Source organism: Sulfolobus acidocaldarius SUSAZ (assembly GCA_000508305.1).
Lineage (GTDB): Archaea > Thermoproteota > Thermoprotei_A > Sulfolobales > Sulfolobaceae > Sulfolobus > Sulfolobus acidocaldarius_A.
The window spans coordinates 799,196-814,020 of record CP006977.1 but is presented as its reverse complement, the minus strand read 5'-3'; the positions used below and the strand labels follow the sequence as shown (position 1 = coordinate 814,020).

General features: G+C 35.0%; 11 protein-coding genes. 3 read left to right on the top strand and 8 right to left on the bottom strand.

The window, feature by feature from the left end; genetic code table 11:
- Window positions 1-684: 684 nt before the first annotated feature.
- Together SUSAZ_04915 and SUSAZ_04910 are read left to right on the top strand one after the other, a co-directional pair.
- Complete coding sequence (locus SUSAZ_04915) at window positions 685-1,857, top strand: hypothetical protein (protein AHC52478.1); 1,173 nt, start codon at window positions 685-687, stop codon at window positions 1,855-1,857.
- On the top strand, window positions 1,844-3,358 hold the full coding sequence (locus SUSAZ_04910) for a carbohydrate kinase (protein AHC51372.1): 1,515 nt from the start codon (window positions 1,844-1,846) through the stop codon (window positions 3,356-3,358). The genes SUSAZ_04915 and SUSAZ_04910 overlap by 14 nt, the downstream gene beginning before the upstream one ends.
- Here the strand turns inward: SUSAZ_04910 and SUSAZ_04905 are convergent.
- The 8 genes from SUSAZ_04905 to SUSAZ_04870 form a co-directional block, all read right to left on the bottom strand.
- Window positions 3,347-4,759 carry a decarboxylase gene (locus SUSAZ_04905; protein AHC51371.1) on the bottom strand — a complete coding sequence of 471 codons (1,413 nt, stop codon included), beginning with the start codon at window positions 4,757-4,759 and terminating at the stop codon, window positions 3,347-3,349. The two genes, SUSAZ_04910 and SUSAZ_04905, sit on opposite strands and share 12 nt — an antisense overlap.
- Before the next feature lie 199 nt (window positions 4,760-4,958).
- Complete coding sequence (locus SUSAZ_04900) at window positions 4,959-5,153, bottom strand: hypothetical protein (GenBank protein ID AHC52477.1); 195 nt, start codon at window positions 5,151-5,153, stop codon at window positions 4,959-4,961.
- Window positions 5,154-5,402: 249 nt separating this feature from the next.
- The gene (locus tag SUSAZ_04895; GenBank protein AHC51370.1) at window positions 5,403-6,257 is read right to left on the bottom strand and encodes a membrane protein; all 855 of its coding nucleotides are present in this window, start codon (window positions 6,255-6,257) and stop codon (window positions 5,403-5,405) included.
- Window positions 6,258-6,595: 338 nt separating this feature from the next.
- Window positions 6,596-8,263: an AMP-dependent synthetase gene (locus SUSAZ_04890; protein AHC51369.1), complete on the bottom strand. Its 1,668-nt coding sequence runs from the start codon at window positions 8,261-8,263 to the stop codon at window positions 6,596-6,598.
- A 356-nt stretch (window positions 8,264-8,619) separates the two neighbouring features.
- Window positions 8,620-9,270 (bottom strand): hypothetical protein, encoded by a 651-nt coding sequence (locus SUSAZ_04885; GenBank protein AHC52476.1) that lies wholly within the window; start codon window positions 9,268-9,270, stop codon window positions 8,620-8,622.
- A 349-nt stretch (window positions 9,271-9,619) separates the two neighbouring features.
- Complete coding sequence (locus SUSAZ_04880; protein ID AHC51368.1) at window positions 9,620-9,931, bottom strand: GYD family protein; 312 nt, start codon at window positions 9,929-9,931, stop codon at window positions 9,620-9,622.
- Between the two features lie 64 nt (window positions 9,932-9,995).
- The gene (locus SUSAZ_04875) at window positions 9,996-11,498 is read right to left on the bottom strand and encodes a cellulose biosynthesis protein CelA (protein ID AHC51367.1); all 1,503 of its coding nucleotides are present in this window, start codon (window positions 11,496-11,498) and stop codon (window positions 9,996-9,998) included.
- A 5-nt stretch (window positions 11,499-11,503) separates the two neighbouring features.
- Complete coding sequence (locus tag SUSAZ_04870; protein ID AHC52475.1) at window positions 11,504-12,802, bottom strand: hypothetical protein; 1,299 nt, start codon at window positions 12,800-12,802, stop codon at window positions 11,504-11,506.
- Window positions 12,803-13,295: 493 nt separating this feature from the next.
- Between SUSAZ_04870 and SUSAZ_04865 the strand changes: the two genes are divergently transcribed.
- Entirely contained in the window at window positions 13,296-14,819 is a 1,524-nt protein-coding gene (locus tag SUSAZ_04865) for a thermopsin (GenBank protein ID AHC51366.1), read from the top strand.
- Window positions 14,820-14,825: the final 6 nt, after the last annotated feature.

Below are 14,825 nucleotides of genomic sequence, written 5' to 3'. Positions count from 1 at the left end.
GATACTAGTGCCATTTATTGTCAGTTATCTTAAATTCAGGAAAATGGAGTTGTAAAATGTATTTTACTCTTACCTCTGCCATGACACGCGAAATATTTAATGGTTTTAATTTATTATTATGGTAGAAACAAAAATATATTTGTCTTGCTAAATTTAATTTAAAACTGTCTTTTTCTACCGAACTTCTAAGGTGTTTACTTACCATTTATAGTTACAGTTATAGATTATCAAAATGTATACATAAAGTTCTCTATTTCTTCCTGGGAATTAACTTTCTTTTTAACCAACGTTTTTACTAAAGAGTGAGATAGTTAGACAACAGAGAACATAAATTGTTTAAATATATATTTTCATGTACTAAATTTTAATTTAAAATTTTGTAATTTTGTATCCACAAGAGATAAATTTCAGTACTGAAAACAGATAGTAACGAGTGAATTTAGTTTAAAGGTTTACCTTAATAACAACATGAAAATCAAGGAAAAACAGTTATCTAAATACTATACTGTAGAAACTCTTAACATAAAAACCTTAAAACTAAGAACAAGGCACATAATTTAACGCAAAAATCATTTTGGCAATGATTCTGCTTAACATAACTTAATAAGTAAATATAATAAACTGTATATCTACAAATTTAGATAGATCGTGATGCGCTATAAATGGGCTGTATTGGGTTCATATATGTTTGTGGCGGCGATTTCACAGTTACTTTGGCTAAACTTCGCATCAATTACCACACCAATTATGACAGACTTATACAATGTCCCAGCAGAGGACATAGGTTTACTATCAGCTATTTGGCCTTTGATTTTCATTCCTTTATCAGTACCTGCTGGAATAATAACCGATAAAAAAGGTTTCAAATACGCCGTTTCCCTTGGAGCATTAATTATGGCTGTGTTTTCAGTAGCAAGAATATTCTCAGGAGAAAACTTTACATTATTATTAATTTTTCAATCACTTGCAGGAGTAGGGCAACCTTTCGTTTACACCTCGATCTCGAAAATGGTAATCGAATGGTTTGAAGATAAAGAGAGAGGTTTAGCTACAGGTTTAGCTGTTATAGGGCAATTTCTTGGTTTAATGTCAGCTCTAATTTTCACCCCTATATTGGTTCCAGATACCAATTTTTCTGAATTTCAGACAATGCTTACAGTCTACTCAGTCATATCTGTCCTAAGTCTCGTGATATTTGTAGTTGTAGCAAGGGAAAAGAAAGTGACTTCCGCAGAATCCAACATGATTTCATTCAGTATAGTCAAAGGGATATTAAAATCTGCGGACTTCATAATTCTAAATGTTCTTTTCTTCATAGGTATAGGCTTTTTCACAGGTATTTTAACCTGGATTGAAAGTATATTAGAACCAAGAGGGATAAGCGTAACTGACAGTGGAGTGATAGCTGGACTGATACTTATTGGTGGAATATTCGGTTCTATCGTCATTCCATTTTTATCAGATAAACTACAGAGAAAAAAGATCTTCTTCCTTTTAGATTTTGGTATCTCAGCTATAATGCTGTATTTCATAACAGTCTTCACCAATTTCATCGTATTGAGTGTCTCCACTTTCCTTCTGGGATTCTTCTTAGTATCAGCGTTGCCCATTGGTCTAGATTACTCTGCACAACTGGTAGAGCCTAATATGACTGGAACAATTCAAAGTATTCTATGGTTAATAGCACAAGGAGGAGCAGTCTTACTCATACCTGTTATGGGGTCTTTAGAAAATCCTATATTGTATCCAAATAATCCTTTCCTTCCATCAATGATCTTAGTAATTATATTAGATGTAGTTTCATTTGTGTTAAGTTTATTTCTAAGAGAGGGGAGGGCAAAAAATGAGCGACGATAAGTACGTTATAGCCTTCGATATTGGAACTACATCAACAAAATGTGGGATAATCTCACTTAAAGATTTTGAAGTAAGAAAATTGGTCTCTACCAAATCAATAGTAAACTATCCTAAAAAGGGGTGGGCGGAACAAGATGCCAACAAACTGTGGGAAACAATAGTGGATTTAGGTAGAACTGCTCTAGAGGACTTCAAATTCACCATAAGCGGGTTAGTTTTTGATGCTCATATGGCTGGAGTTATTCCTGTTGATGCAAGTGGCGAACCACTGAGGAATGCCATAATTTGGTTAGATGAAAGAGCATCAGGACTACCTGAAGATTTGTGGAAAGGTGTAATTAAGCTTCAAGGATACTCCATACTCAAACTGTTAAAATTCCTCAGGATTACAGGTGGTGCACCCGGTAAGACAGGAAAGGATGTTATATCAAAGATTATCTGGATAGCTCAAAACGAAAGGGATATCTTCTCAAAGACCTATAAGCTATTAGACATTAAGGGCTTTCTAATCAGTAAAGCTTCTGGCGTTTTCGTTACTAGTCATGATGAGGCAAGTCTCTCCTGGTTGGCTGATACCAGAACTGCAAGAGCTATATGGTCAGATGAGATTTTAAGGGATTATAAAATAGACATAAACCTATTACCTGAGATCAGGAAATCTACAGATATTGCAGGATATATAAAAGGGGAAGTAGCTAAGTTATTCGGGGAAATACCAGTATTCGTGGGAGCAGGAGACCTTACCGCATCAGCTGTTGGTTCCGGAGCCATAAAGGAAGGGGAACCGCATATATACATAGGCACTAGTGACTGGGTAGCGTCACATATTTCTAAAAGAAAAGTGGATGTATTCCATTACGTTGGTAGTATACTAAGTGCTATACCAGGAAAATACCTATATGTAGCAGAACAAGAGGTTGCAGGAGGGGCAATTGAATGGGTAATGAGACTTTTAGGCATGGAAAGGAACTATGAGGAGGTCGAGAAGTTAGTAAAAAGTGTTGATAAAACGAGTCTTCTATTCCTACCGTGGCTTTATGGCGAGAGATCTCCCATTGACGACCCTACTGTAAGGGGTGGAATTCTGAATATCTCTTTAGAGACAAGTAAAGCAGAAATATTGAGGGCAGTCATGGAGGGTGTGGCATTAAACATAAAGTGGGTGTTTCCCCTTGTAGCTAAAGACGTAAAAGAGGTGAATATTGTTGGTGGTGGAGCACTTTTCGATTCATGGTGTCAGATAGTCGCCGATTCCATAGGGCTACCGGTAAAAAGAGTTAAGAGACCTGAACTGACAGGGTTAAGGGGATTAGGGGCAATAGCTTCAGTAGGACTGGGTGTTTATAATAGCTTTGAAGAAGCTTGCTCAAAGTTTGAAATCGATAAAGTGTTCATGCCAGACTCAAATAACTCCCTGAGGCTTAACAAAAAATTTAGAGAGTTTGTAAATGTTTACAAAAGGCTCAAAAAAACCTATAGATCACTTAATTCAAGATCTTGATGGTTTGAAAACGTATTCATTTATCACTAATTTTAAAACATTTTCTACTAACTCAGGTGGCATCTCGTGCATCAATTCATTAATTAAAGTAGGATTCGAAGGAAGCTTCCCCTCCTCAATCCCCAACGCTCTAGCTATGCTCTGAAGGTCATTGAAATCTTGTAGAAGCGGTAAGGTAGATTTTTTACCTTTAAGCTCATTAGTAGCTCGTTCTAAGTCTCTTAAGAATTCGTCTACCACCTTATCGTGTCCAGGCGCAATAGTCAGGTGAATACTCTTGGGAAATCCTAATATTCTTGAACCCGGCTGATATTGTATAAACCAACCCTTCATTAGTGTTGGTAATTCAGCTAAATTAAACTCCTCAGATGTGAAACTAACTATACCTCCCAATGGTTTGCCTAATATTCTATAGCCCATTTTCGGCAGTTCATTGGTTAATTTGATTCGCGTGTTTAGGATTCTATTTGCGAGCTTTCGGTAACCATCTTTTCCTAGCCCATGAATTATTCCCCATGCCGCAGCCAAAGGTCCTGCAGACCTTGTGGAGAGCACCGAAGTATTTACAATCGGATAGCCAGGCCATCTAGACATCACAAAAATACTTCCCTCCCTATACGAAGAGTTTCTAAATAGAACTACTGAGGCTCCTCTGGGGGCATAGCCGTACTTATGTAAATCAGCAGATATAGAGGTAACTCCTTCTAAAGATAAATCAAAAGGGGGTATTGGCTCTCCTAGGTCACGTAAGAAAGGTAACAAAAATCCTCCAATGCAAGAATCTACATGTAGCCATACCTTCTTATCTTGCGCAATCTCAGACAAAGCTTTAACATCATCAATGGTTCCGAACGGATAGTTAGGGGCTGAAGCTACCAACATTGCTGTGTTTTCTTTTAGCTTGCTCTTTAAGTCCTCAAGGTCAATAGTAGTCCTCCCAGGGTCTATTTTTACGGGAGTGACTTTCATACCTAAATAGTCAGAAGCCTTATTGAATGCGGGATGTGCAGTAACCGGTAATAAAATTTCAGGAGTAACATTAATATCTCTCTTTAAAAAATAGTCCCTAGCTGCCTTCGTGGCTACCATTATACTTTCGGTGCCTCCAAATGTGAAGTTACCAACTGTCTCTTCACTACCTCCCAGTAAAGAAGAAGCCATAGCGATTATATCGTTTTCGAACCTAAGTACGCTAGGATATACGGTGAAGTCTAACATTGTTTTGTTTATAAATTGGTTATATAAGGTCATTGAAACCTCTATTACCTCCTCTGGTAATCCAAGTGAGTAAATATGACCCCACATTCTTCCACTTAATGGTTCATTGTCATTACGAGAGTAGGTTTTAGCTATTTCATAAATATCTTGTTTACTAAGTGGTTTGTCAGGAAAAGCTTTCATAATTAATTGAAGTATAATAGTTCAATAAAAATCTAGGTATAAAAGGATTAATTGAAAATAATTTAGAAAAATTTTTAATATTTTTTTAAATTAAATTTTAAATAAATCCTTTATAAATCAATAAAATAAAGATCTTTTCTAGATTAGCCCTTAGTAATAAATTAAGGGTAATCTCTGCCCAATCTTTTATTTATTATTTTCAATTACACCCATTAAACACTTTATCTAACTTTCTCTTTTCCTCTTCTGAGATATCTCTGACATTAAGCCTTTCCACAACTATTAGATATCTAATAGTATCGTCAATAGAGGATAAATTCTTCTCATCTTTTATCCTCTTTAATATACACGCTGTAGATTTTATAACTCGTAGCGTGGTGTATTTTCTATTCATAACCTAATTACTTCCTTTGTTACTAATAAAATCTGTCTTACTTTGTAACCTTTTATATTCACCCTTATTAATTTGTAGATAAACAGAAGAAAACGAATATATGTAAGTTAGATTAAGGTAAATTCAAAAAAAGGAATTATTTCATAGTCTAGATTAATATTCGTTTAGAGTTGGTTTATGCACTAAATAATTGAAATTAGCATAAAGAATTGAAATTTTTCAAAAATACTAGATGAACTGATTTTAATGTCATAAAACCACATCCTTCTTCCTTATCCTAACGTGTATGTAAGCCAGAATAATTCCGATTATAAAGGATGGAATTATCAGATAAATAGGTTCAAGTGAGCCTATTAATAATGGAGAGAACAGCTGACTCCCTTGATATAGGATCAATATGAACCCTACAGTCATTGTGACAATTATTGGTCTTCTCCCAACATTCCTTCTCCTCCAAACCTCTCCAGCCACATAAAACATGACTATCCCTAGGGAGATTATAATATACTTAACGAAGACTACATAAAGAAACTGAATCAGCCAATTTAGAAATCCTATTGTCAATTGTTCATTTAGTATAATATATACTCCAGAAGCATAAAATACTGCCCAATCAACTAACATTGAGTTCTTAAATGGTCCATATATTCTTCTCCATGGTTCCCTTTTAGGCTCTCTTAGATCCTTATCAGCAGTACGTTCAACTAATCTAGTAGGATCCTCAAGATACCATGCTGATCTCTTACCTCTCCCAGACTCTTTCCCCTCGTAATTTAATTTATACTCCTTTACCAATCTGGTCAAGGGAAAAAATAACTCCACACCCCTATCAGAGGGGCTTGTAAAAGCATCAAAAATAACATGGGTTAAAGCCCCTATTCCAATATATTTATTAAATAGGAAAAGTGCAATGATGAAAAATATGTTATGAAATAATGCTCTGTGTAACTGCATTCTTCTAAAAATGTCCCTCTTCAATAAAGCATACTCTCTGTCTAAATCAGGTATTGCTGCTCCTATTCCAACCAATACAGCTAAATCCACTCTATGAAAGAGAGCCAGCCCTAAGGCTAAGGCTAACAGGATATGTGAATTTAAGTTCATTTATTATATAAGCCACATCTAAATGTATTAAGACTTTTCACTATATCTACGAAGACGAGACCAATTTCACATCTATTGTTAAAGGTTATATTTAAACTAGTCTAATAACAGAATTCGGATACGATTCCTTAGAAAATCCGAGTTAAATTTTAGACTAAATATCGCTAATTGCATTTGTACCCAAAATATAATAGATGCATGTTACTCCTTCTCCTTAGAAATATTTAATGTTTAAACAAATACGTTCTCTTAATTTTTAGATATAAAAAAGTTAAAGTACTCTCTTGGTATATCAGAGAGTTAAAAAGAATGGAATTACTAGAATCATTAAGGTGATATTATATCTTCTCCTCACTTTTCACATAAATGTCTTTGTACCTGTTCCTTATTTCTTCCTTTCTGAACTTACCAACACTGGTTTTAGGTATTTCGTCAACAAAAACAATATCATCTGGTAACTGCCACTTTGCAAACCTCTTCAAAAGATGTTCCTTCAACTCTTTCTTTACCTCTTCCTTATCCTTACTTTGATACTCAGGTTTAAGTGAGACCACAGCTAATGGTCTCTCACCCCACTTAGGATGAGGAACACCAACAACACTAGCCTCCCTAACATAAGGATGAGCCATCAAAAAGTTCTCCAAATCAATACTACTAATCCACTCACCACCGCTTTTAACCACGTCTTTTAACCTGTCAACTAGTTTAACATAGCCCAAAGGATCAACAACACCAACATCACCACTCCTCCACCAACCATCATGGGTGAACCTCTCTGAACTTCTCGGATCATTATAGTATTCTTTGGCAATCCAGGGTCCTCTAAGCCAAATCTCACCAAAACTCTTACCGTCCCATGGCAACTCCTGATTACTAATTGGGTCAACAACCTTAACCTCTGCGCCGAAAATCGGTAACCCTTGTTTCATTCTCTCAAATCTCTCTATATCACTTAGTTCTTTCAATTCAGCTTTTGGAAGAGCCATCGAAACTAAAGGGCTTGTTTCAGTAGCCCCATATCCCTGAATCACTCTTCCTCCTAATTCCATAAAGGCTTTCGCCAATGCTGATGGTGGTTCGCTTCCACCGCTAGTTATTCTTAAACCAGGGGTTTTCACTCCCATTTGCTGTAATCTTCTTACGATTTCAAGAAGTATAGTAGGGACTCCCGCTGTCACAGTTACTTTATGGGTGACAATGTGTTCTACCAATGTGTCTGGAGTATATCTCCCTGGGTAAATCATTTTCATTCCCATCATCGTGCTTGCGAAAGGAGTTCCCCATGCGTTTGCATGAAACATGGGAACTATTTGTAGACCAACGTCTGAGGGAGTTAGAGAATTCCCTATTGCTACTGCCATGGCATGAAGAATTATTGATCTATGAGAGTAAAAAACTCCCTTAGGCAGACCTGTGGTACCTGAAGTAAAGGCTGCAGTCGCTGCAGAGCTTTCATCAACAGTAATAGAAGGTCTGTTCGGAGAATTGGACCTCACCAATTCCTCATAACCTAGAACTCTTTGGTTAGTCTTTATTTCCTCTACAGGTTTATCACTCATCACCAGGACAAAGCTAAAATCATATTCCTTGGACAAAACCTCAGCTAGTTGCAATAACGAGTCATCAACCAGTAGACCCTTAGGTTTAGTGTGCTTTACAATATAGCCCAACTCTGTAGGGTGTAGCCTTATGTTAAGTTCTAAAGTCACTGCTCCTATTGATGGTAGAGAGAAATAGGACTCATAGTATCTATGGTCATTCCAATCGAGGACACCGACGATATCCCCTGGAGACAGGTTAAGCTCTCTTTCAAATGCGTTAGCTATTCTATTTACTCTTTCATAGATTTGTCTATATGTGAATTTATGCAGGAAACCTCCTTGTAATCTCCTATCAGAAATTACTTCTGTATCTCCATGAACTCTTGCAGCATGTTCAAGTAACTTATGCACATTAAGTTGATACGAATCATTCATGGTTGAAGGTCTTCCTTTGACAATTTCCATATATTATTTTTGCCATACATAATTAAATTCGTTACTTTACTTTTTTAACAATTAAAAACCTTAATGAAATGGAATTCTTATAGATAAAAATTGGGCTTTTTAGTTCTATTATAGTAATAACATACTCCGCTTTTTGAATATATTATTCTTAAGTGAACATATTTTCGATGGAGTGTATAGAGGTTATTATATGTTAAAATACTAAATAAGAACAAGTCGGTATTTTATTTAAAACACACAACTTACCTTAAAAGATACAGTATACTGCAGATACATTATTTGTAAAATATATGTGATGTGTTGTTCACAGTAAATTAACCAGAAAACCTGTAGTTTCATATCATAATTTAAAAGGACTAAAGTTCAAAAATAAGTCTATTTATTTCATCTTCCATTTTCTTATACTCCGCATTCACTTTAATTTCATTGCTCCTCTTACTTATCAAACCTTGCTTTTCTGCGAACCATATAGGAATTTCCACGTCCCCAGAATCATAATATATCCCTATACTCTTTGGAACCCATAATTTCTTGCTATCAAACTTTATCAAATACGCCTTTTCACTTTCTCCTTCTAAAACTCCTTTTAATTTAATGGTCTCGTTTTCTACTCTGTTTCTTATATTTCTTCTCACGCTGGAGATGATATAGTCTACTAGGCTGTTTTTGTCCTCAAAGTATCTGTTGTCAAATTTATATATCCTTAATGAAGCTGTCTCGCAAACGTAGATTTCTCCGTAAGAAAGTCTTAATCGGGGAGAACATTGAATATCCCTGAGAGTATCTCCCTCAAATAAAAAGTATTCGACACTCACAACCTTATTACGCCTTTTGTAAACTTTTTTGACTAAACTTCCTTGATTCTCGTCAATCTCTCCCTCTAAATACCTTATAGACCTCGCTGAGTGCCATGTCTTGTCCTTCAACTTCACATATCTCCAAGCCTTGTCAAATACAAAGTAATATTCTTCCTCATCCTTGGATATTTTCCCTATTCTAATCAACATACTATATTTACCTATATTCAATAGAGAATATAAAAGGATTATATTATTTTGACCCTGAAATGTACTTGACATGAAGGACAGATAAGAGGATTTTCTTATGTGTTGAAACAGTTAGAAAATATACTCGTTCAAGGAATGTAGATACTTACAGGAAAACGTAGAAGTTTTTCATTATTCTCTGCTAATATAGTAAATAGATAACCTAAACAAATAATTTACTATTAAAACTGGGCTGTGAGTTTATAATTTAAAATTACTTACGACTCAGAGGATTTTACATAAGTTTTCAACCTTACTAAATAAAGTACAATTAAACTCAAAAGAAGGAAAAAATAAAATATTTATCTTTTTATTTTGGGTGACCTATGGAAGGAGTTGTCTTCATTGCCTTAATAGCGTCATCAACAGGCATTGCCATGTAGGTTCTAGTCCTAACTGTTCCTCTACTATTCAGTTCTACTAGTGCCTTTAGAAAGCTTTCTACGTTTTCAGCTTCCACTATATTCACAAAATCCATGTCACCAAATACTACATATTGTTCTTTAACCTTAGCCCCTATTTTCGCAAGTTCTTCATTTACCTCTTTTATTCTCTCTGGTTTACCGACTATGGTTTTGGCGCCTTCATCAGTTAAACTTGACAAAACGATGAAAACGACCAATTTTATCAGTATCTTATTCCTTTTTAAACTATATAAATCTTTTATGAGAATTGATGTAATAAAACTAATAATATACTATTTTTGTTAAATCCTCTCTAGTCTTAAATCTAGTAGAAATTAAGATTCCTCCCAAGAAGAAGGGGATATGATAAATTGCCCAAAATATATTTACAATTATTGAGTAGTATAGAAGGAAACTTGGATTTGCAGAAACCAACCAGAAAATTCCTTTCACGGTACTTACGACGAGTAATAGCAAAATGACAATATAAGGTAATAATATTCTGAGGTTAAGTCTTCCACTTCCCTTAGGCGTTACTCTAAATGGTCTTTTCTTGCCTAATAACCAAGATATGAAGGACCCAGTTACTGCGGTAAATTCTAAAAATTCCACACATTGATGGTAAAAGAACCCCATTAGCCCATATTCTGTCTCCTCTCTTATTCCAGCCACGAATATTCCTATACTGATGAAAAGATAGGGGAGATATACTAGTAAGTAAAGAATGGGATTAATTCGGAGAATAGGTATTTCTGTCAGTAAGAATACAATAGGTGAAATAAACTCTATTATTGCTAATGGACCTTCCTTTATCCAGTAAAGGAAACCTGCAAAATAATCATAATACTTTGAGAAACTTAAATCAGCATTAATTATTTCTTTTGTCAATTGGAAGTATCCGAGAGCCCATCTGGACTGTTGAATTAAGTACGCATTAAGATCCTGAGGGGGTTCTCCATACCATATTAGCGGTAAATCAACGTACACGGAATTGTAACCCTTAGAGTGAAGTTTTATAGAGACTGCTGCATCTTCTGTAATACTATTTTCAGGTAGATACCCTACCTCTCTTAAAGCTTGTATCCTGAAAACTGTTCCTGAGCCCAGAGAGAACGCTGACCTATCGCTTCTGCCCCTCATTATAACTCTCAAAAACGGTTCCTGCTGGTACTTTGCCCCCGAGGAGATGCCTGAATAATTTTCAGAGTAAGTTTGAGGAACCTGTACAAAGGCTACTTGAGGATCATCAAAATAAGGTAGAACTTGTTTGAAAAAGTCTTGTACAGGTCTCTGATCTGCATCAAATATTGCTACTAAATCATATCCCTCAATTCTTTTCAAGGCGTCATTTATAGCACCTGCTTTATAACCTCTTCTATCTTTTCTGTGAAAATAATTTATATTATTCTTTTCACAAAATTTCTTTAATTCTCTAGAAATATTTTCATCAGTAGAGTCGTCTAATAAAAATACATCTCCACGAGCATTTACAGCGTCCTTCACTGATATTAAAGTTCTCTTTACTATTTCTGGATCCTCATTGAATGAAGTTACAAACGCAGCTATTTTGAAACCCTTGACCTCATCAACCATTTTAAGGCTGTATCTCTTACTCCTTCTTAAAAGTAGGTAAAAATTGAGGAAAATATAAAATGACGTTACTATAGCTAACCATAGACCGAAGTCTATCCAAACTGTCTCGATCCTAACCCAAGTTAAATAAGTTACGATTGCCGATATTATCAAAGGCGATAAAAAGAACAGCACGTTTAATACCTTAGCCATAAAAACTACACTTCTATGACTTTATCAGCATAAGATTTTACCACATCGCACTCATCTTTAATTCTATCACATATGAATACAATTTTCACATTCTTCTTGTTTCTTATTGAGTTTATAAACGCATTCCAAAACTCATCTAAGTAGGCAGTATTGTCCACAGCAGGAGAAATATCATTAGTCCTGTAAAGAATGATTACTGAATTCTCAAAGTCTTGAATTTTGTAGGTAATATCATTTGCCAACCTATGAGCCAACTTAAGCACGTCAGCAATAGTCTTCATCTTGAATCTCTCTTCCCTGTATTTCGGCAGTATCGACATTCCTATAAATTTTACACCATTTGACTTCAATGTTTCTGCAATTCTCTCCTTAGTGTAGACTACCACAATGTACGACCCCTCCTCTATTGCCTTATTTATAGAATTTATTATTGAAAGAACCCCCATTCCCCCTGGTTCCTGTGTTATCAATGTAACACCACTCAAAGCATCTGCCCTTTGTGCAGATATATACACAGTCCTGTTTTGAAATCTCTCATTTATAATATTCTCTGCTAAATAGTTTATTTCATCGACAACGGGCAAGTCTAAGATATTCTCTTGTGATTTCTCCACAATCTCCCTATATAAAGGGATAGCTATTCCATAAACAACGCCTAGTTCAGTAACTATTTCCCGAAGCTTTTGCTTAATTCTATCCACTTCGTCCAATGAGGGGATCATGTTTATTATGAAAGCTAAAGGAACACCTTTGTAATTGACATCACTTTCAAAGGTCTTCAGATAATGAATTGTAGAGTCTATTATATTTCGGGACGCTGATGAAACGAAAATTCTCAGGACTTTAGGATTAGGCATAATCGAGTAAAATAGTTCAAGTTCGACCTTAAGTGTTAAATCATTGTAACTTATTAACGGTGGATTGTCTGTAATATAGTACTCGTATCCGGGTAAGAACTTATTTGCTAGAATATTAAGTTTTTCCCTCAGTGAAGTATCTGACATAACCTTGTTAAGGTCATCCTTCACTCTTTCTCCATCGCCATAAAGTTTTAATAATGCTAATTCCCCATCCCCAAAGGATAATTTTTTAAAACTTTCTCCAAAATTCTCTTCCCCGTCAGATAATTTAGCCAATATGCCCTTTGCTTTAATTCCTAATGCAAAGGAAGCATAACCAACCATATCCCTTTCAATTAACAGAACCCTTTTCCCTTTTAAGGCTAAAGCCTTTCCAAGCGACAACGCTATTGTAGACTTTCCAATTCCTCCCTTAACACCTAGTACGCTTATTCTATATGTCATCCAATGAGACCTTATCCACTACTCAATTCTCTTGTATTTAAAATTTTTCTCAAATACCATAAAAAAAGATAAACCTTGCATTGGGAAATAATTCATGTATTCAAGGAATATGACATGGTCTTGTAGTATATCCTAACTACTCTGCATAAGACATTACTTTCCCATTAAATTAGCTAGTCTATTATTAGTTACTATCAGATAAAGCTTGTTAAAACCGTATACATATCAAATATATCAACCGGGATTAAAAAATCTCAGCTTACAAAATTTTTTTGGTTAGATATCTTTTGATCATATGTATCGACTACAAATCTATAACGGTCATGAAATAATATTAGTATTAGGTTTTTCTTCAAAATATTTATAAATGTGATAACATGAGGGATCTTTGAGCATGAAAAAATTAGCTTATGTAGTGCTCTCACTCCTAATCTGTGCATTTTGCAGTCATTTTTCAGCTGTCCCCGTTGGAATATCAAGTTATCAGGGGACAATACTCACCCCATCCGTACTAGCTTACGCAAATATAACTTCCTTGCTAGCTTATAGTAACTCATCAGAAAATCCTTATGGAGCATCTCTACAATTTAATGTAATGCTACAAGTGAACACTACCACATCTAAAACCTACTACTTCTGGTTGCAAAATGTTGCATCATTTTTAACTAATGATAAAGTAGTTTATTTTTTAGACAATGTATGGAATGTTACGAAGCCCTTTACCCAAATATCTAACGTTAAAGGAAATGGTCAAGTATACACAATATCCAACGGTCCTTATGGACAAAGCTTCTATGTATACAGTTCAGGTAACCCTATTAGCTATAGTTATCCCTTTTCGTTTTACATGTTTATAAATACCTCATATACCCAATCCCTAGTTACAATTGAGTTTGGGTATGTAATTGTTCAAAATTCAACTGTTGTTCCCCCTCTAGTTAAAACTTATGATGAGGTCCAACTTAGAATGAATGGGGTTAAGAGTGCATTTATAGTTATTAATGACTCTTATACTCCTAGTCAGGTGATAGGAAATGTTCCTTATCTAGGAATGATAGAAGATTGCGAACTTGTCTGGGGAGGACTCTCTAACGGAGAAAAAACTAACTTTGAAAATATGTCGAGTCTTTTGGCAATATATTATTTATCAAATCAGGAATGGAAATCTTTCAAAAATGTCTTTGACTACGGATTTGACACGGCTGAAGGAGCTAACAACCTGAATGTGTCATTAAGTAATCAGGGTTATGCCTTAGTAAGAGTTGGCTCAGAGAACTTCCAGCTACTTGATGCTAACTTTACCCCACCTCAGCCTTCATTTACATATGTTACCATATCAAGTAAGGTACCTTTAGTTGTGAACAATAAGTTACTGAACAATTACTCAAGTTATATTAATTCGCCTTTGGTAATAACAATGTTCAATGACTTCTCCATAAACAGGACAGCTATAGCCATGCTAAAAACTAACAATAATACGATAACCATATACCCCTCCTCATGGTTCAAAAATGTAACTATAATACCAGACTATCAGTTCTTGTATTTCGTCACTGTTAACTCCCAAATACCTACAAGTGCTGAAGTGAACGGCGCAAACACAACTTTAACTACAGGTTTGTACCCAGCAGACACAAGAGTTATAATACAAAATCTCACGTATTACGAATCAAATTATGCGAGAATAATAATTTTAAATGTTACACCATCCTTGAATTTTACCGTAAGTAGTCCTTTAAACGTATCAGTACATACTAAGATTCAATATTTAGTTACCATAAATGGAGTTAGCAAATGGGTTAATAATGGTTCGAAAATAGAAGTAAATGGAAATATACCGTTTTATTATTCAGGTGTTTATGTCGGAACATTAAAACTATACCCAGGGGAAAGCATAATAGTTACAGAACCTATAAATGAGAGCTTAAAATTATATCCTAATTACTTAAACATAGGAACGCTCATAGGTTTGATCTTTGTCATCCTTATCTTATATATCTTAATAAAGAGAAAATAAGATTTA

Coding starts and splice junctions, on each gene's coding strand:
- SUSAZ_04915 (AHC52478.1), top strand. CDS start 685: ATGTTTGTGGCGGCGATTTCACAGTTACTTTGGCTAAACTTCGCATCA.
- SUSAZ_04910 (AHC51372.1), top strand. CDS start 1,844: ATGAGCGACGATAAGTACGTTATAGCCTTCGATATTGGAACTACATCA.
- SUSAZ_04905 (AHC51371.1), bottom strand. CDS start 4,759: ATGAAAGCTTTTCCTGACAAACCACTTAGTAAACAAGATATTTATGAA.
- SUSAZ_04900 (AHC52477.1), bottom strand. CDS start 5,153: ATGAATAGAAAATACACCACGCTACGAGTTATAAAATCTACAGCGTGT.
- SUSAZ_04895 (AHC51370.1), bottom strand. CDS start 6,257: ATGAACTTAAATTCACATATCCTGTTAGCCTTAGCCTTAGGGCTGGCT.
- SUSAZ_04890 (AHC51369.1), bottom strand. CDS start 8,263: ATGGAAATTGTCAAAGGAAGACCTTCAACCATGAATGATTCGTATCAA.
- SUSAZ_04885 (AHC52476.1), bottom strand. CDS start 9,270: ATGTTGATTAGAATAGGGAAAATATCCAAGGATGAGGAAGAATATTAC.
- SUSAZ_04875 (AHC51367.1), bottom strand. CDS start 11,498: ATGGCTAAGGTATTAAACGTGCTGTTCTTTTTATCGCCTTTGATAATA.
- SUSAZ_04870 (AHC52475.1), bottom strand. CDS start 12,802: ATGACATATAGAATAAGCGTACTAGGTGTTAAGGGAGGAATTGGAAAG.